Raw genomic sequence first — 21129 nt, forward strand, 5'->3', positions numbered from 1 at the left:
CCCCAGCTTGTTCGGTAAATTTATTCGAGTCGGTGGGTTGCATTCTGAACTATGATAAGCCAGTGTCAGAGGTCTAGTATAGCGTGCTATCTGGGCAATTACACGGCGATCGGCGATCGGGGGTGGGAAGTCGGGGGTTCGGAGTGAATCGATAAAAAATTACGAACTATGACAAAATAAAGCGAGTATTTGCGATCCATCCCTATCGGAGAATTCATGCTAGAATTTACTTGCGGTATCTTAAAATCGGCTCTTCTGGTTTCTGTGTGGAAACGAGGTCTATACTGATAGAATATCCGCAAAATAGTCTTAAAAGTCTTGTCCAGTAAGCATTTCACGATTCCATAAGCAAAAATTATCACACAAAGCCGAGAAGAGCCTAAAATCTCGATGGAAGATTCGGAATCAGCTTCTAGAGATGTATCTTTTTGATCATCGGTTCGAGCACTCGTTTCCTATTCCTGCTCGAAATGTGGAACCAGTAGATCGATCGATATTTATGTGGTGATGTTTATTCGATCACGGACGGGCTAAGTACCTTCAATAATCAGATTCATTAGGAAATCAAAATATTATTGAGCTAGGAATAATGCTATGCAATTGATAGACGAACATATAGACGAACAGATAGATAAAAAAATCGGCGAGGTTCGCACCGATTCTATCGATCTCAGTTTCGGTGAAATTATAAATTTGTACTCTCAGAAAGAATTAATTATCCAGCCAGATTATCAAAGGTTGTTTAGATGGTCTAACCAACAAAAATCTCGACTGATTGAATCGATTTTATTAGAGCTACCGATCCCGCAAATCTTTACGATCGAGAACCCTGACGGAGTTTTAGAGTTAATTGATGGTCTGCAACGTGTAAGCTCTGTCATCCAGTTTATCGATGCTGAAAAATTAGATTTTACCGACGTAGAGGAAAAAAATTAGAGCCTTTGCAATTGGAAGGTTGCGATCAAATTCCAGAGCTTAATGGAAAAACGTTCGAGAATTTATCTCTCAGGCTAAAATTGAGAATTAAAAGATCCTCGGTACGAACCGTAATTATTAAAAGACAGAGCAAACCATTTTTACGGTACGAGATGTTCAAGCGACTCAACACGGGAGGCTCTATTTTGTCCCCTCAAGAAATCCGTAATTGCTCCTCTAGAATGGTGGGAGAACAGGGAATACAGTTTTATTCATTTCTCCAAGAAAAATCTTCTTATTCAAGCTTTAGAAACTGTACGGAAACTCTTTCTCCTCTTGAGAAAGAGCAAAAAGGAGATGAAGAACTCGTTCTCAGATTTTTTGCCGCTAAGAACGCGCAAGATTTGTTTCATGGAAGTGTACGAGATTGGTTAGATAGCTATATGGAACAGATTTTACTCAATAAAATTATTTTTGATTACGAGGTTGAAGAGCGAGATTTTAATCATATTTTTGACTATTTAAATCGCATTCTTGGAAATGGTTCTTTTGTGCGGTACAGGGATCATCGAGCACCCATTGGCGCTTTAGCCCCCGCTTACTATGAAGCAGTGACAATCGGAGTGTTTCAAATGTTAGAACAGGTTCAAAATATCGAAGATGCTTTAGTTAAGGACAAAATTATACAGATATTACAATCTGAAGATTTCAAGAAGAATATCGGGCCAGGAGCCAATACGAAAACAAAGCTTTCTAATCGAATTAAAAATATTCAAAATGGATTACTGGAATTACTTGAAAAATGAATGATTGGGCTAACCAGATTGAAGAAAATCTTGGCTGGCGAGAAGGGGAACTCGCCTCGATCAAGATTTTGCTCTCGACCACCAATAAAGAATCCGTAAGATACAAGGCACTTTTACGATCGTTGGTCGTTCTACTCTACGCTCACTATGAAGGATTTTGTAAGTTCGCGTGGGATTTATATCTTGACACTATCGAACAAGAAAAAGTCAAACGTCATGAATGTTGTGAAGAAATTATCAAATTGTCACTCAGAAAAAAGTTCAAAGAACTAGGTGGGGATTTATCTTCCAAAAGTATTTGGGATTTTTTTACCAAAAACTTGCCTGAATTCCTAAACGAGGAGGTTGAATTTAAAATTCATCTAGAGACGGAAAGTAATTTATGGACTAACTTACTCAAGGCTAACTCTACAGATGCAGGATTAGCCTGTTTAATGGCCGATAGCAATCAAATTTTATTAAAAACTTTAGTAGGGAGAAGAAATAATATAGCACATGGGCAAAAAGAGATAATCGCCGATCTGGCTGAATATGAAAAATATGAGAGAGCGGCTTTTGAAGCCATGATTGAACTAGGTTTGTCCGTTGTAGAATGTTTAGAACAGAGAAAATATTTAAACCGCTAACCCAATAGGATTATTAAACATTGTTAACCAGTTTATAAAATGCGAACTTTACATTTAGATTGTAATCGGTTAGATTGTAATCGGTTCACCGCTCGCTCGAAATCCTGACAGATCGATCGCTTCCTCGTGAAAATTATCCTAGAAATCTATTCCCAAGTAAAAGCGAATCGAGAACATTTTTTAACCCGCTCTCAAACAAAGTCGGATTTCCAAATATGAACCGCTCGTCGGGCTAAACTTTCTTGACGTTTAGCGATCGTGTCCGGTGTCCATTCCTCTGGTACTATATTTCTCGCTAGAGCATAATCGCTTTGTTGGTAAATCTCTTGTTTATCTGTATAGTATTGATTGCCGATTTGACGATTCAAATTAGCTTCTAAAGGAATCAAGTTACCGATCCGATAGGTCATTTCCTCGATCTCGTTATCGAGAAAGTAAACGCGCCATCGATCGCTCGGCGATTCTGGTAGAATATGCTCGATCGAGAATCCATCTTCCGCTATATTAGATCGACCCGATTCGTCCATTTCTAATTTCCAGAGAATATATCGAACCAGTTTTTTCTTTTGACCTCTGGTAGAAATCGAAAGAATCGAAAAATCCTGCACGAACTTAGTATCCGTGACATAAACCGATCGCAAGCCCTCGAAAACTTGCCTCGGAGTCGTCATTTCGCCATTATTTATGGCGATTGCTATCTTATTATAAATCCCTTCTAGCTCATTCGGGTTAAGACTACTGACAATCGTGTATCGAAACGAAATTATACAAACCAATTTTAGTAGGCGGGTGAAGTTCTCGCTTGAAAATTTATTGTATGCCGAGAATAAAACTGGATAGGCTTGTTTTACGCCAAATAGTTCAATTTCTCGAATATAAGGGATATTATCTGGAGTATCTTGCCAGAATTCATCATTGGGATTATTAAGAGCGATAAAAAGACCACTATATTCTTCGAGTTGTTCGAGTAATTTAAACGCGCTTTCAGCGTTTTGTATAGACTCTCGAACCCTTTTAAATAAACGTTCCCGTCTTACTCTCGTCCGTGTGAGGCTGAGATAGTAACGTAGGAACTCGGGGAATTTTTCCATGGTAACGGTATCAATAATTCCTCTCCACTGTCGTTGTCCTTCTCGCAAATCATCCGCCCCTCGGAAAAGAGAAAACAAATAATTTTTTAATAGATCGGTTGAACTTAGCTCTATCCCTCTAGCGTTTAGGGTCTCGAAAACCGTATACGCATTCAATTCATCTTCAACATTAATCTGAATAAATAAGAGTCTTTTGGCAACGGTATCCGTTAAAAAAATTGCCAGTTCTTTTCCACTGTTAACTACGCTTGTAAGCTTTTGCAATGAATCCGAAAAGTATTGAAAAGCTTTCCATAGGAGTTGGTTGGATTTTGCGAGCGATCGAGGATTGCGAGGAGGTCTAAAGTTAATGAGACGACTTTGATAAAAATCATTATTATTTTCATTCAAAATTAATTTACTAGATTCTTTTAAAGAACCCAGATCTTTATTACTCAAATAACCGCTTTTGAGAAGCCGTTGTCGTTCTCTATTCGCTTCCGCTTCTTCCCCCCGATCGATTAACGTTTGAATTTTTTCGATAATCGCTATAGCGAGAATACTAATCGTTACCAATCGTTGTTGTCCGTCAATAATTGTAAAATCCGTATCCGATCGCTGGGAACCTTGTAAAACGATCGCTCCCATGTAATGACTAGAATCGGGGTTTTCATAGAGCGTTTGAATATCCTGCCAGAGATCTTCCCAATTTTCTTCCTTCCACGAATAATCTCTTTGAAAAGGGGGAACTCGGTAGATTTTGCCATTGCCGATGAGATCGCTAAAATTGCTGGTTCGGGTATCTAATAGATGAGTACGGGGCATAGGTTCGATCGGCAGTCAGTTCATCACTTCTAACTTACCAAATATCGGCCGATCGTTTACCCGTGTTAAAAACCACCAAAAAAAGGATGGCCTCGCGGCCATCCCTACAAACCTTTAAACTACAACCAAATTAGTAGCGGCCGGCATTGGGTTTATGAACAATAAAGCTCATGGTTTGACATTGTTTGATGTTGTCAAAAGCGATAACGCGGATGTAGCAATCAGAATATTCAGTGCGGCACTCGCGAACTTCATTAAGAACTTCTTGGGGGCCAGAAACAGAGAATAAAGGCAGTTTCCACATCGTCCAATGATAATCTGCGGGTTTGGGATCTTTTTCAAATTCCACAGCAGGAATATAACCCTGATCGATCATGTATTGAATTTGTTTAGCAATTTGTTGATCGGTGAGGGGGGGCAAGTAGGAGAGAGTTTCGTAACGCTTCTCTTTAGGTAAAGTTTTCATGGGTTTCTTGATTCCTTATGGGTTGGGTAGATCATCAACATCGAGATTTAATTCCGATGTCTCTGGTTGACTTATAGCAGTACGGGTGAGACGTTCCAAAAGTTGCCGACGATGTTCGGTATTGTCATTAATAATTCCCGTTTTTACCATCTCTGGCAAGAACTCTAAAACCTGTTCGGCTAGATGTTCTCTTACCGTCATGATCCGCAAAACTAACTCTTTATTCTCAGTCATCAACCCCGCAATATAGGCCTCGCCATCCTGAATGGAATGGCTAGAAGTATAGTGACTCAGCCAAATAGCTAAAGTCGGATTAGTTTCTGACAATTGATCGATAATCGTGCGAACCGCTTGGTAAGTTAGGTAACTTTGTAAGACTTTCGCGGTATCTTGAACAACTTTTTTCGGATACATTTTATACAGTTTTCAGTTATTGGCTAGACAGTTATCAGTGTTGAAATTCTAGCGACTGCTTCCCGATTTTGGGCAAGTCCCCAGCATTATTTTGCACCGATAACTGCTAACAACTTTCTGAAGGGCTGTATTAGAGGGTATCCATAGCCTCGAACTCGAATTTGATTTCTTTCCAGAGTTCGCAAGCGGCAGCCAGTTCAGGACTCCAACGGCAAGCTTCCCGGATAACGTCGTTACCTTCGCGGGCCAAGGAGCGACCTTCGTTACGAGCTTGGATACAAGCTTCCAGAGCCACACGGTTAGCGGTGGCACCCGGTGCGTTACCCCAGGGGTGGCCGAGGGTTCCACCACCGAACTGTAAGCAGGAATCGTCACCGAAGATTTCCACCAGCGCCGGCATATGCCAAACGTGGATACCACCAGAAGCAACCGGCATTACCCCGGGTAAGGAAGCGTAGTCTTGGGTGAAGAAAATACCACGAGCGCGATCTTCTTCTACATAGTCTTCACGCATCAGGTCAACAAAACCCATCGTGATTCCGCGTTCACCTTCGAGTTTACCGACAACGGTTCCCGAGTGCAGGTGATCACCACCAGAGAGACGTAAGCACTTAGCTAAAACGCGGAAGTGGATACCATGATTTTTCTGACGGTCGATAACCGCGTGCATTGCCCGGTGAATGTGGAGCAGTAACCCTTTGTCGCGGCAGAATTTCGCCAGGGTGGTGTTAGCGGTGAAACCACCGGTGAGGTAGTCGTGCATGATGATGGGGGTTTTGATTTCGGCGGCGAATTCAGCCCGTTGCATCATCTGCTCGCAGGTAGGAGCAGTTACGTTGAGGTAATGTCCTTTAACTTCGTTGGTTTCTGCTTGGGATTTAACGATCGCCTCTTGGACAAAGAGGAAACGATCGCGCCAACGCATGAAGGGTTGAGAGTTAATATTTTCGTCGTCTTTGGTGAAGTCTAAACCACCGCGGAGACATTCGTAAACGGCACGACCGTAGTTTTTAGCGGAAAGGCCGAGTTTGGGTTTGATGGTGCAACCGAGTAGGGGGCGACCGTATTTGTTTAATTTGTCCCGTTCAACGGTGATACCGTGGGGAGGACCTTGGAAGGTTTTGATTAAAGCGACGGGGAAACGGATATCTTCTAACCGGAGACCGCGTAGAGCTTTGAAACCGAAAACGTTACCAACGATCGAGGTGAGGATGTTGGTGACGGAACCTTCTTCAAATAGATCTAAAGGATAGGCAACGAAACAGAAGAACTGGTTATCTTCGTTGGGTACGGGTTCGATATCATAACAACGACCTTTATAGCGATCGAGGTCGGTTAAGTTATCTGTCCAAACGGTGGTCCAGGTACCTGTGGAAGATTCCGCCGCTACCGCCGCACCTGCTTCTTCAGGAGGAACTCCGGGTTGGGGTGTTACCCGGAAGCAAGCTAGTAGATCGGTATCTTTGGGGGTGTAGTCGGGGGTGTAGTAGGTCAGGCGGTAGTCTTTTACGCCGGCCTGGAAACCTTTGGATTTGGCTTGCACCATTGGGATTATTCCTCCATAAACTGCATGATTAGTCGCACCTGTAAAATCTCGCCGTCAACCGACATAGATTTTTCTTAAGCTCCTGTCCCCTGCTGCTAGGAGCGAAGTTAGGGAGCAATTTTCACTAATGTTTTTTTCAACTGATCATCTTAACACGAACTTTACCCCATTCTGATCATTTTTTTCTTTATCCCTAAAATTTTGATTGTTTTTTTTTCTCGGGGGGATTAGTTTCTTTAATCTGTCGTCATCTAACTTTGACAATCTCTACAAAAACACAAAAAAATCAACAAAAATTTACCTGATTGACACACAGAAACTTCTGCTCATCAGGCTTTGAGCGATTAAAACTACTCCTTAATTGAGGAAGATTATCAATAATTACAACCTCAAAAAATGTCGGCAATCGCTAAAGATGAATTAGATTTTTAAGCAATTATACCCAGTACCTAGAGGACAGTTACACAGCAGTGAACTCTAGATAAATTAGGTCTAATTACTCAGTAATTATTGTTGAGATTTTTGGCTTGTGAACGATTATTTTCCCCTTCAAGAATTAAGGTTATTGTTGCCATTAAAACGATGACGTTCTGGAAATAGCGTGACCAATAACTGATTGATATAGACTTTTCCGACCACCGATGCTTGATTCGGTCGGTTAGTAGTAGATGCTGGTTCTCTGGTTTCCGTAGGACTTGCCTGGGCCACCGTTTCCTCGGCATCCCAAGGACTGGCCACGGTTTCGGCGACCACTTCCTCCATGGACGGGACTGGGGACACTTGACTGACTACGGGTTCCGGTTCTGGTAAAGGGGGTCTTTCTGGTTCCGATGGGGTTGCTGACACCTCGATGGTAATTTGACGGGAAGTATCTCCGATTAGGGAGCCGGACGGTACGAGTGACATCGCTGCCACAGAAGCATTAAAAATCGTTGTGGTTGACCCAATACAGGCATTCTCACCGATTTCACCCCGACCGACTATTAAAACTCCTGTACCTAAAATTGCTCCCGCACCGATAGCAATAACACCCTGATAGGCGGTTAAAATTGTTCCCATACCCAGGCAAGCACCCGCACCGATAATTATTTGGCTATTGGGGGCTGCTCGGAGAATCACCCCCGGAGCCACGATCGCACTCTCATCAATGGTTACATCACCATTGACATAGAATTCCGAGCGGCTAATAGGTTGAACGGGGGGTAAGGACATAATTGACAGTTATTCAGTGATCAGTGAGCAGTGAGCGGGGGTTAGGGGGTAGGGGTTAGAGTTTCCGGTATTTTTCCCGGTCTGCCAACACCTAACACCTATCTCCCTTCACCGATCGCCGAGTCCTGAAATTAAGGGCGTTGAATAATCGATTCGAGGACACGACGTTTCGCTTGGGAGTCAATCCCGATCAGACGAACGTATTCCCCTTGATGGTCGCGCAGACAGGTTTCTAAAGCGGCCACCACATCGGATTCGCGACTGCTCTCGATCGGGGTGCAGCTTTGCCAAGAACTGGTTTTAAAACGACGTTTATCCGCGTGTTCAGCCCCGATTTTGTGACCTTGGTTCAATAAAGAACGAATTTGAGTGATCGTTTCCGCGGTTAAGGTACTGGTTAAAGTGGCAGTACCGCCGCCGGAAGAACCAGAAGCATAGCTTTTAAAACTCGGTTCAGCAACGGTGGCGGTTTTACCGTTGCCATTACTAGCCACCGAACCATCGGGACGCTGGATCACCGTTTCTAAAACCCGTTTTTTGGCTTTAGCATCGATACCGAGTAAGCGGACGTATTCGCCGCTATGTTCGCGTAAACAATCTTCCAAAGCAGTAATCACATCAGATTCGCGATTACTTTCGATCGGGGCGCAACTCTGCCAAGAACTGGTTTTAAACCGGCGTTTATCCGCGTGTTCGGTGCCAATTTTGTAGCCTTGGGCGAGCAGGGAACGAATTTGAGCGATCGTTTCCCCACTTAAGCTACCACTGCTGCTATAACTGGCTCCGTTACTAGCGGGGGCGCTGTAGCTGCTGGTTTGGCCGCTGCCGTTACTAGCGGGGGTGCCGCCGGGGCGGTGAATAATCATTTCGACGACTCGTTTTTTCGCTTGCGGGTCGATCCCGATCAGGCGGACATACTCATCGCTATTTTCAGTCACGATCGCTTCAATATCGCGAATGATGCCCGCTTCGCTCTTGGTTTCGATCGCAGGTCCAGTTAACCAAGAACTGGTTTTAAACCGGCGTTTATCCGCGTGTTCGGTGGCGATTTTCAGCCCTTGGGCCAGCAGGGAACGCACTTGTACCGACAGGTCGGAATGGCCGTTACCGTTGCCATGACCGCCGTGGACGGCGGTGGTGGTGCGGGCCGGTTCTCCTGGGGTGTCTTCGGGGCGCTGGATAATCATTTCCAGTACTCGCCGTTTAGCGGCGGGATCGACTCCGATCAGGCGGACGTATTCGCCCTGTAGGTTTCTCAGGGAGGCTTCTAGGGATTGGGATACCTGTTCTTCGCGGCTGCCGTCGATAAAGCCGGCACTTAACCAAGAACTGGTTTTAAAGCGGCGTTTGTCTGCGTATTCTAGCCCGATTTTGTAGCCTTGGGAGAGGAGGGAGCGAACCTGCGCTCGAATGTTTGTATTTAAACTCATAGGTGTCACCGAATTTCTATATAGCGTCTCATTAGCGATGTTTATAGCGGCTGCCGGTGCAGGAGTCGCTGGACTGTGGGCCTTGACCGGGACGCTGGGGGCGAGGTCGATATCGACAATGTGACGAGTGAAGGCTCGATCGATTTCTGTGACATCGGGTAAGCGGTCGGCCTGTTGTTGGCTGGTGATCACGGAACCGGATGGCACGAATTTCCCGGCGGGGATTTCCACGTCTTGAACGAGGGCGTGCATCATGACGATGCAATCAGCCCCGATGCGGGCATTAAAGACGGTGGAGCGAAAACCGATAAAACAGCGATCGCCCACATAGGCAGGCCCGTGAATGAGTGCCATGTGGGTGATGCAGCTGCCCCGGCCGATCCACACCGAATATTCTCGGCCGTCATCTCCCACCACACGGCTTTTTTCTAAACCGTGGATGATTGCTCCGTCCTGAATTTTGCTGTCGTCGCCAATGTGAAAGGGAGTTCCTTCATCGGCGCGGATGGAAGTCCCCGTAGCGATCACCACTCGCGCCCCGATCTCGATAGCGCCACTGAGGTTAGAGAAGGTGTGGACTTTGGCACTCTCGTCTATGCGCGTTTCCTCTGGGGATTTGGTCCGCTTTTTCGGACTAGCCGCCGTTGTGCGGACGACCATAGTTAGTCTTCCTCCATACTGAATTTGGCTGGCTGGTTGTTAATTAACTGTGTTTGGGTTCTATCGATGTTTAACCGGATTGACGAAATTCGTCTCTCTTGCTGTAGAGGGTGCGATTTTCTACGGTTATAGTGTCAATAATCCCCACCACCATCGCGTCAAGGGGGCGATTGTTCTGCCCGTCTTCGATCCGAGCCGCTCCTCCCCGGGACACTAGCACCCATTCATTAAGCCCCGCTCCGACAATATCACCCGCTACTTCGTATTTAGGCAAAAGTTGCCCTTGAGCGTCGATGAATTGCAAAAGCAGAAGTTTCACTCCCGTCATACTACGCGGTTTCAGGGTGCTAACGACGGTTCCGCAAACTTTGGCAATTTGCATGGAATTTGTTTACACTAAAAGTTAGTTGCGCTCTAGATTCGTCTTAAAGGTTGCGGGTTAACACTTTCACGAAACTGTTCCACGGCTTCTGTATAACGAATGGGAAGAACGTATTCGAGGTTTTCGTGGGGACGGGCGATGATGTGGGTCGAGAGGACTTGACCACCTTTCACACGATTAGATGCTGCTTCTGTCCCCGCCGATACGGAGGCCTGTACTTCCGAAACGTCCCCCCGGACGATGACGGTGACGCGACCACTACCAATTTTTTCGTAACCTACTAGGGTTACGCGGGCGGCTTTTACCATGGCATCAGCCGCCTCGACGACGGCTGGGAAACCCAAGGTTTCCACCATGCCCACTGCAATTGACATAATATTTTTGTCTCCTAATGGTTGGCTTTCTTCGACTCTATAGATGCTGACCCCGATTAACGGTGTTTAGTAGCTGCGGAATTGCTCTACTTCTTCGGTGTAGCGAATGGGCAGCACGTATTCGAGGTTTTCGTGGGGACGGGCGATGATATGGGTAGATAGCACTTGTCCTCCGTTAACCCGGTTGGCGTTTTCCACTCCGGCAGCCACAGAAGCTTGCACTTCTGAAACGTCTCCCCGGACAATGACAGTGACGCGACCACTACCGATCTTTTCGTAACCCACTAGAGTCACCCTGGCGGCCTTGACCATGGCATCGGCCGCTTCCACAACGGCCGGAAATCCTAGGGTTTCAATCATTCCTACTGCAATTGGCATTTTTTTGTTCCTCGCTTGTCAAGCCAAACTAAACTATTAATTTCGTTAGCGTTATCAACTTTGTTTCAGTCAAATTCTTTCCTTGTTACTTTTCCTGCTCTAGCTTTGGTGGCAGTCGGGATCGTGGCAAGGTGGGGGTAAGACCATCCTAAATTTTATCTCGATCGTGACCGTTTTCATCCACTAATTTTATTTTCTAGGGCTGGTTGGTAAAAATTTGACGAGTCAGGCAAAATTATCAACCTAAAAAAAGCATAGGAAACTATGACACCTTTGACAATATAAAACATTATGATTATTTCTCATCTTCAGGTTAACGAAAGTTAATCATTCCTTCCCTTCGTCCATCAGCCTCAGCAATTCTCAGGACATTTACGGTCAAAACCTTTGCTATGACTGCATTTCCGCTTTAACTTCTCTCTTGGCAGCTCGATTGTCTCTGCCGGATTTACTGGCAGATAAAAGCCTATTTTTCCCTGATTTCGGCTTTTTTATAATTTTTTTATACTATATACGGTTGGGGTTGGGGAGTGGGGGAGCCTTTGTCAGTGTTGCCAAAGGCACGGCGTAGCCGTCCAGTAAACAGTGATCAGTAAACAGTGAACAGTAATCAGTCAGGGTGAGAGCATCTCAAACGCTATTGACAATTAGCCAATTTTGTGAGCCGTTTGCTGTATAGTTACGAAATCGACCCATTTGGTCGATTTTTCCTTAACAATTGAGATGGCCAATTCGCCTCAAATAGGGCTGAATCGCTCTCTGGGTAAGCAACTCACCTAAAGTTAATTTTGTCAAGGATTGTTAAGATGCGGTTAGGGTGAGCAAACAGAGAACTGAAAACTCACCTCTGATCACTGGTAACTGATCACTGATAACTGATTCTAGCGATCGATCTCACCTTCGTAGGGTTGGACACCGATCGAGGGATAATTATCGTGGTTAGGACTGAAAACTTCTAACACTGCATGAGCTAACTTTTGGAAAAAGTCGGGACTCTCGTGCAAGGATTTAAGTGCTGCTTCTAATTCAGGACGGGAGAAATCGAAGCCTTGCGAGCGAGCTATCTCTAGTAATTGCTGAGGATCTTGGGTTGAGCGCATTTTTTGACCCAATTCTTCGTTTTTAGCGGCTAAGGCGAAAAAGTCGAACACTTGATTTTTAGACATATAAATACTTTTCCTTTGATGATTAAAGGTGTGGCCTCGGCGGCGTGGAGGTTAAACTGCCTAGTATGGTTTATTTTTATCCTACCAGTCAGGAGATATCCTAAAAGCAAAAGTTTCGTTTTTCTTTGCTTGTATGGCTGAGTATGCTTTAGGTCTAATTCTGAGGAGTGGGAAGTGGAAAGATGAAAGAGGTTTCTTTCCCCACACCCTACACCCCACACCCCACACCCTACACTCTCTTTCAAGTCAGAGAATAAATAGCCTAAAATAGAAACCTGCACTCTTGTTTCTGTAGCCAGCATCATGAATAAATCCCCACGTCGTTACCATATCACCACCTTTGGTTGTCAGATGAATAAAGCTGACTCCGAACGCATGGCGGGTATTTTAGAAGATTTGGGGTTTCAATGGTCCGAGGATGCCAACGAAGCCGATTTAATCCTCTACAATACCTGTACAATTCGCGATAATGCCGAACAGAAGGTTTATTCCTATCTCGGCAGACAGGCTAAACGCAAACAAACTCAACCCGATCTTACTCTAGTGGTCGCTGGCTGCGTGGCCCAACAGGAAGGGGAACAATTATTAAGACGGGTTCCCGAAGTGGATTTAATTATCGGTCCGCAACACGCAAACCGTTTGGGAGACTTATTACAACAAGTTTTTGACGGTTCCCAGGTGGTGGCCACCGAACCCATCCACATCATGGAAGATATCACCAAACCGCGCCGGGATAGTAATATTACCGCTTGGGTGAACGTCATCTATGGTTGTAATGAACGCTGTACCTATTGTGTGGTTCCGGGGGTGCGTGGGGTGGAACAATCGCGCACTCCTGCGGCAATTCGAGCAGAAATGGAACAATTAGGACAACAGGGTTATCAAGAAATCACCCTTTTAGGTCAAAATATCGATGCCTACGGACGGGATTTACCCGGAGTGACGGCAAGCGGCCGACATCTGCACAATTTCACCGATTTACTCTACTACATTCACGATGTGGCCGGCATTGAACGTCTCCGTTTTGCCACCAGTCACCCCCGCTATTTTACCGAACGTTTGATTAAAGCTTGTCAGGAATTACCTAAAGTTTGTGAACATTTTCATATCCCTTTTCAATCAGGGGATAATGATGTTCTCAAGGCCATGAAACGGGGCTATACTCAGGAAAAATACCGACAGATTATTGCTAATATTCGCAATTTAATGCCGGATGCTGCCATTAGTGCCGATGCGATTGTCGGATTCCCGGGAGAAACAGAGGCACAGTTCGAGAATACTTTAAAATTAGTCGATGAGATTGGTTTTGATCAATTAAATACGGCGGCTTATTCTCCCCGTCCAGGGACTCCGGCCGCTATTTGGGATGATCAATTAAGTGAGCAGGTAAAAAGCGATCGCTTACAAAGATTAAATCATTTAGTGGCGACAAAAGCTGCGGAACGTTCCCAAAGATATTTAGGCAGAATTGAGGAAATTTTAGTGGAAGACGTTAACCCTAAAGATGCTAGTCAAGTTATGGGAAGAACTAGAGGTAATCGCTTAACTTTCTTTACGGGAAATATTGAGGAATTGCGCGGCACATTTGTTAAGGTTAAAATTACCGAAGTCCGTCCCTTTAGTTTGACGGGAGTGATATTTTAAGTAGTGAAAAAAGACAATAGCTATCGGGAATAATTGGGTATTTTATGGATATTATCGCTATTTTGCAGCAAGATTATCAAAAATTTCCCCTCGATCAAACCTATGACATTTATGCTGATAACGTTTATTTTAAAGACCCTCTCAATCAATTTCGGGGGATTAAACGCTATCGGGAAATGATTGGTTTTATGAGTCAATGGTTCCAAGCTATCAAGATGGATGTCCACGCAATTGAACAGCAGGGCAATATTATTAATACCCGTTGGACATTGCACTGGACAACCCCTTTACCTTGGCGGCCTCCCATCGCTATTTCTGGACGCAGCCAATTAACTCTCGATGACAATAATCTGATTATTTCTCATATCGATTATTGGGATTGTTCGCGCTGGGATGTGCTGCGTCAGCATTTACCTTTCCGCTGTTCTTAACCATATTTTTTAACCAGAAAATGCCGACCAACGAGCGCTCGTTTGCTTGACAAAATCCTGTAAAAATGCTAGGCGCTGATTTTGTTCCCAGACCTGTTTAACTTTATTCTGCAAACTCGTCCAATTCCAATCATTATTCAGCTGCTCGTTAATTTCCTGTTCTTGGAAATATTCAACTAAACTTAAACCAGCTAAACGAGTTAAATAGGCTGCTCCAATTCCCTGCACTGTACCACCGGCAATATAAGTAATCGCATTTCCCTTGAGAATTGTTCCCAATGCCTGAGTTGTCACCTCTACCATGCCCAATTGTACCATCATTTTCCCCAGGGTAGTCATGGCTGTTTTTGCTTGTTCAAGGGACATTTTTTGTTGATAAATTGCCCCTAAATCCACTAACATTTGAGCGTTAGTGGCTGCCGCTAAAACTAAATCTAGGGCCGCGAGAGGATTAGCAAAAGTGGCAGTAGCGGCTATCCATTGGTATTGTTCGATAACAGGTAAAGCCTTTTTGCGTCGGGATTGATTAAGTAATTGTTTGGTTTCCTTGGCTAATTCGAGCGCTTGTCTCCAGACAGTTCCCAGAACTAATTCGGACTTTTCTTGTTCGATAATTTGTCGGAGGTGATTATCTAGATTATCAATAACAATAGCTTGGGGTTCCGTCCATTCCTTGATTTCTCCATTGCTTTGATGTTGACGAACTTTTAGGGGTTCGGGGGCAGCGGCTATGGCTAAAATATGATGAGAGGGAATAGTTTCTTTCAGTCTTTGTTTCAGGGAAAGGAGTATTTCTTCTCTGGTTTCGGCGGGTAAACGATCCTGTTTATTCAGTAACAGGATAACACGCTGGTGCATTCGATCGAATTGCTGGAGGATTTGCCATTCGGAATCGGTTAAATCCCCATTGATCAGATACAAAACTAAGTCGGCTGCCAGGGACTTTTTCTGGTTAGCGGTGGAGTCGAAAGTTAGAAGCGGTTCCGTTTCCAGAAAAGCGATAGATTGCCCAAAGTTGCCGCTTTCTAGTAGTTTTTTTAAGGCAGTTTTACCAGTTTTTCTCGCACCGGTAATGGCAATTTTCAGGTCTTGGCGACTAAATTCTTGATTTAATTGGGTTAAACTGGTTTTGAGTGGGGTTAAGTCTTGATTTGGGTCTTCTTTGGCCAGATAATTAATTATCTTCTCGGCTTTGCTAATCGCTTGTTTAACCTTTTCTAGACTCAGGGGAGTGGGATGGGAAAAATCGATTTTCGTGTTGGGTTTTTGCCAAAACCAGATACCAGCACCAAGAGCAATCGCACCTAAAATACCCCAGGAACCGATTTCGCTCAGTGTACTATTGAGAGTTTCCCCCAGGGTGAAAGCGATGGTAATGCCTATCCCCGTCACTAAAATCGGTTTACCCAATCTTACCGTCATTTTTCCTCATCCTCGCCAACTGCTGTGATTATTCTAGCTTTTTTGTGCTGGATTTCATCCCAAACTCAACTTTTTAGCCGACAATTCCTCGCAGGTGTCCCGGCCGCTCTTGCCTAAAAGGCCACAGATATGTCATAATGATCGATTGCGTGTAAATTTACCCGATCCCCTGTTGTTATGGCTAGTAAAAAAGGCGTTCGCCTCATCATCACTGTAGAATGCACGGAATGCCGCAGTAATCCCGATAAGCGTACCCCCGGCGTTTCTCGCTACACCACCAGCAAAAACCGTCGCAATACCACCGGCAGACTGGAAATCAAGAAATACTGTCCCCACTGCAATAAGCACACCGTCCACAAGGAAATTAAGTAAACACACTTTAGTTAAAAAGTCAAGCAATCTTTACAAATCTATGAGCTACTATCGTAAACGTCTCTCCCCCATCTCCCCCAGTCAACCGATTGACTACAAAGACACCGAACTCCTCCGCAAATTCATCACCGAACGCGGCAAACTTCTACCTAGACGTATCACCGGTTTAACTTCTAAACAACAGCGAGATTTAACGGAAGCGGTGAAACGGGCCCGTTTAATGGCTTTATTGCCTTTTGTCAACCAAGAAGCCTAAATTCAGTGATCAGTAATCAGTTATCAGTGAACAGTGATCACTGAAAATAACACATATTAAGTAATAGGACAAAATTAACTTCTTGGTGAAGATAGGCACTCATGGAAGAAGTAGTGGCTTTCCCAGGTTTGATGGGTAAAATGTATTCTAAGATACATTACTCCTAGCGAGGGGGTGGAACGAACCACAGAGACGCAGAGGACACAAAGATCGATCGCTTCTATGGTAAGTTAAACTGGTCGCAACGCGCTCGCTACGCGAGATCACACAGAACCTAGAAGAGCCAAGTAGTTAGATATGTGTAATTAATTGTATCTAGCTACTTAACTTAAAACTTAAACCTGATCACTGATAACTGATCACTGATAACTGATCACTGATAAGCGATCTCAGTATATTGGGGTCGCTTTCTTGTTTTTGCAAAGAAATATATCGGAATCGGCAGCGGATAGGAAAATTTGTGCGAGAATCTAAAGAAATTGTTAAATCGCCCTAGGAGTAGCCAACGATTTTGTGATTGTCGATCCAAATCCACCAATTAGCACAATGGGAGGCTCTTATGGAAAAGCAGCCATCAGCAATCGATACCGAGTTAGATGAACAGCTAAAAGAGGAGGATTCCGAGCAGTTTCTGCGTAGTATATTTAATTCCGTGCAAGCGTCGATTTTTGTAGTGGACGTGCTGGAAAATAGAGATTTTCGCTATGTGGGAGCAAACCCCGTTCATGAACGCTGGACAGGATTGCGCTCATCGGATATTAAAGGCAAAACTCCCGAACAAATTCTTCCCCCCGATGATGCGCGCAGTGTGCGGCAACACTACAGTGATTGTGTACGTTACGGAACGACTATTTCCTACGAACAGTATTTACCTTTTCAAAATATACCCTACTGGTGGCTAACAACTTTAACACCCCTACGGGATAACAATGCGCGCATCTATCGTTTAGTGGGAACCAGTACCAATATCACCGAACGCAAACAGGCTGAAGAAGCTTTAAGATTACAAGCAGAACGGGAACAACTACTGGGGGTAATGCAGGAAAGAATCCGGCAATCGTTGGATCTCGATCGCATTTTGCAAAGAACTGTTAAAGAAGTGCGACAATTTCTCAACTGCGATCGAGTGTTAATTTATCGTTTATTCCCCGATCATAGTGGCATGATTGTGGTGGAATCCCATACTGGGAGGATTAATTCTGTCTTAGGAAACAGCATCGAGGATCCCTGTTTTAATTTATCCCCAGAACGCCTGGAAAATTATCGTCGCGGCAGAATTCAAGTTATTGAAAATGTCCATAATTCGGGACTTGATCCCTGTTATCGCAGCTTACTGACCTCTTTGCAAGTACAGGCTAATCTGGTGGTGCCAATTATCTGCGATAACCAACTCTGGGGGTTACTAATTGCCCAAAATTGCCAAAAAACTCGCTCTTGGCAATCCCAAGAAATCGATCTGCTTAAACAATTAGCCATTCAAGTGGGAATTGCCATTCAACAAGCAGAACTACACCAACGGGTAAAATGCTTGAATACTGCCTTAGAATCGGAGGTTCAGCAAAGAACCGCCGAATTGCAGATGAGTTTGAAGTATGAAGCATTAATCGGACGGATTACCGAAAAAATTCGCGATAGTCTCGATGAAAATCATATTTTGCAAACCACCACTAGGGAATTAGTGCAGGTTTTACCCGTAGAATGCGCCCAAATTGAGCTTTACAATCCCAGTCGCAGCCAAGCTACTATTGTCCACGAATATACCACTCAAGAGCTTATCTGTCAGGGAATTAGCCGTCAAATTAGCGATTTTCCTGAAATCTATCAACCGCTGCTGCACAAACAAATTTTACAATTTGTTGATCGTCTTCCCCTTGGCAATCCGCAAATCTGTCGTGTTAACCGTTGCGCTTGTCCCATCTTTGACGATCAGGGTTTTTTGGGCAATATTTGGCTAATTCGACCAGCTAATCAGATTTTTAACGCCTTAGAAACTAATTTGATTCAACATATTGCTACCGAATGTGCGATCGCTATTCGCCAGGCACGACTTTACGAATCTTCCCAAGCACAAGTGAGGGAATTAGAAAAACTGGAAAGATTAAAAAGCGAATTCCTGAAAACCCTTTCCCATGAACTGCGAACCCCGATTACCAGCATTCGTCTAGCGGTGGAAACCCTAGAAAGTCTCCTAGAATATCAAGGGATCAAGATCGATCCACAGGATTCGATCGGTGAACTGTTGCAAATTCTTAACATTGAATCTCAACGTCAGAGTAAGTTAGTTAATGATTTGTTGACTTTAACCTATCTGGATGCGGAAAGCGAACCTCCGGCGATCGAAACAATCGACTTACTTTCTTGGCTACCCTTATTAGTGGAACCTTTTCGCACTCTCACCCGCGAGCGACAACAGCAGTTGATTTTAGATATAGATAGGGATATACCAGAGATTAACACCAGTCTGTGTGATATCGAACGCATCATAGCGGAATTACTGGCCAATGCTTCTAAATATACCCCAGAACAAGGGATAATTAGGGTAAATGTCAGGCGTGCGGACGAGCAAATATTAATTAGTGTGAGCAATTCAGGAGTAGAAATCGCTCCAGAGGAATTGTCAAGAATATTTGCTCCTTTTTATCGCATTCCTAACCAAGATCCCTGGCGCTACAGTGGCACCGGTTTAGGTTTAGCTTTAGTCCACAAACTGATTAAACCCCTGAATGCCACCATTGATGTCACCAGTGCCAATGCTGTCACCACTTTTACCCTCACCTTGCCAATCTAGCGGTCTGTTAAGCTAAAAATTGTCAGTTTGAGGGAAAATAGAGAAGCTATTAGATGCAAGAACGAACCTCATCGATCTGAGAAACGCTGTCAATGCTTCTTAATCTGAGTTGGCTTTATAGTAACTCTGGCTCTCTTGGGTTTGGTGGGTAAAATGTATTCTAAAATACAGTCCTCCTAGCGAGCGACTGGAACGAACCACAAAGACACAAAGGACACAAAGATTGATCGATCATAATGTAAGTTAAACTTATCACACAGAACCTAGAAGAGCATTTTTTTTAAATTTCTTCGGGATTAATATTTAATTCCCGTAGTTTTGCCGCCAATCGTTCGGCCCGTTGTCGTTCCGTTTCGGCCCGTTGTCGTTCCGTTTCGGCCTGTTGTCGTTCTTGGTTGTAACTGGTGAAAGGTTGACCATCGGGATAATACAACAGTAACTCTGGTTGGGCTAATTGAAAACGAATGCCCAAGCGAGGACTTACCCAATTATCGAGATTTTCCCGACTTTCGAGCCGATTTTCCCGACGAATACAGCCCCCCAAATCATTTTTATCGGGATTATAAATGTAGTATTCTTCCACACCATAACGGTCATAAAACAGTAGTTTTCTGGTCATTTCCGTTGGGGTATTACCCGGAGAGAGAATTTCAAAAACCACTTGCGGGGGGATATTGTCTTCTTTCCACTGTTGATAGGAACCCCTTTCCCCTTTCGGTCTGCCAAAAGCTACCATCACATCAGGCGCTTGTCGAGTTTTATTATCTCCTTCCACGGGATACCAGAGTAAATCACCGGCGACGAAAACATCGGCATTATTGGCAAATAACCAGTCTAAATTCGCTTTAATCGTCGTAATCCAGCGAAATTGTCTTGTATTATCGGCCATCGGTTTCCCGTCGCTATCGGGATAGACTATCTGAGTTGGATTCGGTGATGTAACCATAGGTTCACCCCAGTTGTTTCTTTAAGACTAACAGCAAAAACCATTCCGGGATCATTAGCTATCCCGCTTTCGTCTTGACTACCCGATCACCTATCGCTAGAGCTTGTCCCAACCCTAGGTTAGATCATAGTTCAGTTCGATCGATCAGATTTTTTAATTAGTTTTACTGATGAATAAAAAAAAATAATAAACGGAACTTATAACTGTTTGCCTCTACAACGGTGCTAGATTTTCTCACATCCAAGCCTGATTAATGGTTTTGGTGTCTCTAGGTGTATTTTTCTCCAGTATTCGCCTATTTATCAATCCTATCTATCCTGAACTAGATTTCGGGCAGATATTCCCTATCGACTCTGTACGATCATTTTCACACGAGGTAGATCATGGCTATCATCTATGTCAAAACGGGCGCGACAGGTAACGGTTCTTCTGGGAATAGTGCTTTTGGCAGTCTAGCAAGTGCGATCGCTGCTGCCCAAGCAATTTTTTCTCTATTTTTGGGTGCTGCAAATGCCGCAACAATTACAAGTATTGCGGGAGATAAAGATTGCTTTGGAACGGGTTCTAATATTTGCAACACTATAGCTGTATCGGCTCTTCTCGACTTTGTGTGATAATTTTTGCTTATGGAATCGTAAAATGCTGACTGAGCAAGACTTTTAGGACTATTTTGCGGATATTCTAAGCTAAAACGCACTTAAACCACCTAAAATAGAAATAGTAACTTGAGAAAAATCCTACTTATGCCAGCCAAAGATTTCCTAGACTTAGAAGAAAAGAAAAACTTACAAAAAGCTCTTAAAGAAGAAGAAAGAGCAGAGGTTAGGGAAAGAATTTTAATGTTTCTCTTGCTAAACGACGGAAAAACTCAACGAGAAATAGCTGAGTTTATTGGCTGTTCACTCAAAACGGTCGCCCCTTGGTGTGTTCACGGCGATCCTAACAATTTAGAAAGTCTAGAAGATGGGAGAAAAAATGGAAATCATAAAAAAGCCACAGA

The 21129-nt window shown here is 44.0% G+C and carries 22 protein-coding genes; 10 read left to right on the plus strand and 12 right to left on the minus strand.

Features of this window, described 5'->3' with window-relative positions:
• The first annotated feature begins 594 nt into the window (after positions 1 to 594).
• The 3 genes from H6F92_RS25945 (at position 595) to H6F92_RS11475 (ending at position 2347) form a co-directional block, all read left to right on the plus strand.
• Positions 595 to 936, plus strand: coding sequence for a DUF262 domain-containing protein (locus H6F92_RS25945; RefSeq protein ID WP_242030100.1), 342 nt, complete (start codon positions 595 to 597; stop codon positions 934 to 936).
• A gap of 185 nt (positions 937 to 1121) precedes the next feature.
• The gene (locus H6F92_RS25950) at positions 1122 to 1721 is read left to right on the plus strand and encodes a hypothetical protein (protein ID WP_242030101.1); all 600 of its coding nucleotides are present in this window, start codon (positions 1122 to 1124) and stop codon (positions 1719 to 1721) included.
• Positions 1718 to 2347, plus strand: a complete 630-nt coding sequence (locus tag H6F92_RS11475) for an MAE_28990/MAE_18760 family HEPN-like nuclease (protein ID WP_190357943.1) — start codon at positions 1718 to 1720, stop codon at positions 2345 to 2347. Before H6F92_RS25950 ends, H6F92_RS11475 begins: the two co-directional genes overlap by 4 nt.
• 191 nt (positions 2348 to 2538) lie before the next feature.
• On the opposite strand, the gene H6F92_RS11480 is transcribed toward H6F92_RS11475, so the two are convergent.
• The 10 genes from H6F92_RS11480 to H6F92_RS11525 all read right to left on the minus strand — a co-directional run bounded on the left by H6F92_RS11480 (position 2539) and on the right by H6F92_RS11525 (position 12270).
• Positions 2539 to 4242 carry a DUF262 domain-containing protein gene (locus H6F92_RS11480; RefSeq protein WP_190357944.1) on the minus strand — a complete coding sequence of 568 codons (1704 nt, stop codon included), beginning with the start codon at positions 4240 to 4242 and terminating at the stop codon, positions 2539 to 2541.
• Between the two features lie 130 nt (positions 4243 to 4372).
• Positions 4373 to 4708 carry a ribulose bisphosphate carboxylase small subunit gene (locus H6F92_RS11485; protein ID WP_002741682.1) on the minus strand — a complete coding sequence of 112 codons (336 nt, stop codon included), beginning with the start codon at positions 4706 to 4708 and terminating at the stop codon, positions 4373 to 4375.
• 15 nt (positions 4709 to 4723) lie between these two features.
• Positions 4724 to 5122, minus strand: a complete 399-nt coding sequence (gene rcbX / locus H6F92_RS11490; RefSeq protein ID WP_002732424.1) for a RuBisCO chaperone RbcX — start codon at positions 5120 to 5122, stop codon at positions 4724 to 4726.
• Between the two features lie 130 nt (positions 5123 to 5252).
• Positions 5253 to 6668 carry a form I ribulose bisphosphate carboxylase large subunit gene (locus H6F92_RS11495; RefSeq protein WP_002753365.1) on the minus strand — a complete coding sequence of 472 codons (1416 nt, stop codon included), beginning with the start codon at positions 6666 to 6668 and terminating at the stop codon, positions 5253 to 5255.
• 549 nt (positions 6669 to 7217) lie between these two features.
• A complete protein-coding gene (locus tag H6F92_RS11500) occupies positions 7218 to 7880 on the minus strand; it encodes a beta-carboxysome scaffolding protein CcmN (protein ID WP_190357945.1) in 663 nt (220 codons plus the stop codon).
• A gap of 131 nt (positions 7881 to 8011) precedes the next feature.
• Complete coding sequence (locus tag H6F92_RS11505) at positions 8012 to 9970, minus strand: RuBisCO small subunit-like domain-containing protein (protein WP_190357946.1); 1959 nt, start codon at positions 9968 to 9970, stop codon at positions 8012 to 8014.
• A 70-nt stretch (positions 9971 to 10040) separates the two neighbouring features.
• Positions 10041 to 10352 (minus strand): beta-carboxysome shell vertex protein CcmL, encoded by a 312-nt coding sequence (locus H6F92_RS11510; protein WP_002734360.1) that lies wholly within the window; start codon positions 10350 to 10352, stop codon positions 10041 to 10043.
• A 32-nt stretch (positions 10353 to 10384) separates the two neighbouring features.
• Complete coding sequence (locus H6F92_RS11515; RefSeq protein ID WP_002733426.1) at positions 10385 to 10726, minus strand: carbon dioxide-concentrating mechanism protein CcmK; 342 nt, start codon at positions 10724 to 10726, stop codon at positions 10385 to 10387.
• A gap of 66 nt (positions 10727 to 10792) precedes the next feature.
• Positions 10793 to 11104, minus strand: coding sequence for a carbon dioxide-concentrating mechanism protein CcmK (locus tag H6F92_RS11520; protein ID WP_002734613.1), 312 nt, complete (start codon positions 11102 to 11104; stop codon positions 10793 to 10795).
• 881 nt (positions 11105 to 11985) lie between these two features.
• Complete coding sequence (locus tag H6F92_RS11525) at positions 11986 to 12270, minus strand: Nif11-like leader peptide family natural product precursor (protein WP_002741693.1); 285 nt, start codon at positions 12268 to 12270, stop codon at positions 11986 to 11988.
• Positions 12271 to 12573: 303 nt separating this feature from the next.
• Here H6F92_RS11525 and miaB point away from each other — a divergent pair, with 303 nt between their 5' ends.
• Together miaB and H6F92_RS11535 are read left to right on the plus strand one after the other, a co-directional pair.
• Positions 12574 to 13914: a tRNA (N6-isopentenyl adenosine(37)-C2)-methylthiotransferase MiaB gene (miaB, locus tag H6F92_RS11530; protein WP_190357947.1), complete on the plus strand. Its 1341-nt coding sequence runs from the start codon at positions 12574 to 12576 to the stop codon at positions 13912 to 13914.
• A gap of 44 nt (positions 13915 to 13958) precedes the next feature.
• Entirely contained in the window at positions 13959 to 14345 is a 387-nt protein-coding gene (locus H6F92_RS11535) for a C6orf136 family protein (protein ID WP_190357948.1), read from the plus strand.
• Between the two features lie 9 nt (positions 14346 to 14354).
• Here H6F92_RS11535 and H6F92_RS11540 read toward each other — a convergent pair whose 3' ends face one another.
• Positions 14355 to 15767: a slr1306 family protein gene (locus tag H6F92_RS11540; RefSeq protein WP_190357949.1), complete on the minus strand. Its 1413-nt coding sequence runs from the start codon at positions 15765 to 15767 to the stop codon at positions 14355 to 14357.
• A 177-nt stretch (positions 15768 to 15944) separates the two neighbouring features.
• Between H6F92_RS11540 and rpmG the strand changes: the two genes are divergently transcribed.
• The 3 genes from rpmG to H6F92_RS11555 all read left to right on the plus strand — a co-directional run bounded on the left by rpmG (position 15945) and on the right by H6F92_RS11555 (position 19183).
• Positions 15945 to 16139 carry a 50S ribosomal protein L33 gene (rpmG, locus tag H6F92_RS11545; RefSeq protein ID WP_002734724.1) on the plus strand — a complete coding sequence of 65 codons (195 nt, stop codon included), beginning with the start codon at positions 15945 to 15947 and terminating at the stop codon, positions 16137 to 16139.
• 40 nt (positions 16140 to 16179) lie between these two features.
• A complete protein-coding gene (gene rpsR, locus H6F92_RS11550; RefSeq protein ID WP_002732313.1) occupies positions 16180 to 16395 on the plus strand; it encodes a 30S ribosomal protein S18 in 216 nt (71 codons plus the stop codon).
• 559 nt (positions 16396 to 16954) lie between these two features.
• The gene (locus H6F92_RS11555; RefSeq protein ID WP_190357950.1) at positions 16955 to 19183 is read left to right on the plus strand and encodes a sensor histidine kinase; all 2229 of its coding nucleotides are present in this window, start codon (positions 16955 to 16957) and stop codon (positions 19181 to 19183) included.
• Positions 19184 to 19463: 280 nt separating this feature from the next.
• Here the strand turns inward: H6F92_RS11555 and H6F92_RS11560 are convergent, their stop codons facing one another.
• Positions 19464 to 20129, minus strand: a complete 666-nt coding sequence (locus tag H6F92_RS11560; RefSeq protein WP_190357951.1) for a Uma2 family endonuclease — start codon at positions 20127 to 20129, stop codon at positions 19464 to 19466.
• Positions 20130 to 20512: 383 nt separating this feature from the next.
• Here H6F92_RS11560 and H6F92_RS11565 point away from each other — a divergent pair, with 383 nt between their 5' ends.
• Together H6F92_RS11565 and H6F92_RS11570 are read left to right on the plus strand one after the other, a co-directional pair.
• Positions 20513 to 20743: a hypothetical protein gene (locus H6F92_RS11565; protein ID WP_190357952.1), complete on the plus strand. Its 231-nt coding sequence runs from the start codon at positions 20513 to 20515 to the stop codon at positions 20741 to 20743.
• A gap of 129 nt (positions 20744 to 20872) precedes the next feature.
• A partial coding sequence (locus H6F92_RS11570; RefSeq protein ID WP_190356818.1) for a helix-turn-helix domain-containing protein occupies positions 20873 to 21129 on the plus strand: 257 nt, incomplete at its 3' end.

It is taken from the genome of Microcystis wesenbergii FACHB-1317 (assembly GCF_014696875.1).
GTDB lineage: Bacteria > Cyanobacteriota > Cyanobacteriia > Cyanobacteriales > Microcystaceae > Microcystis > Microcystis wesenbergii_A.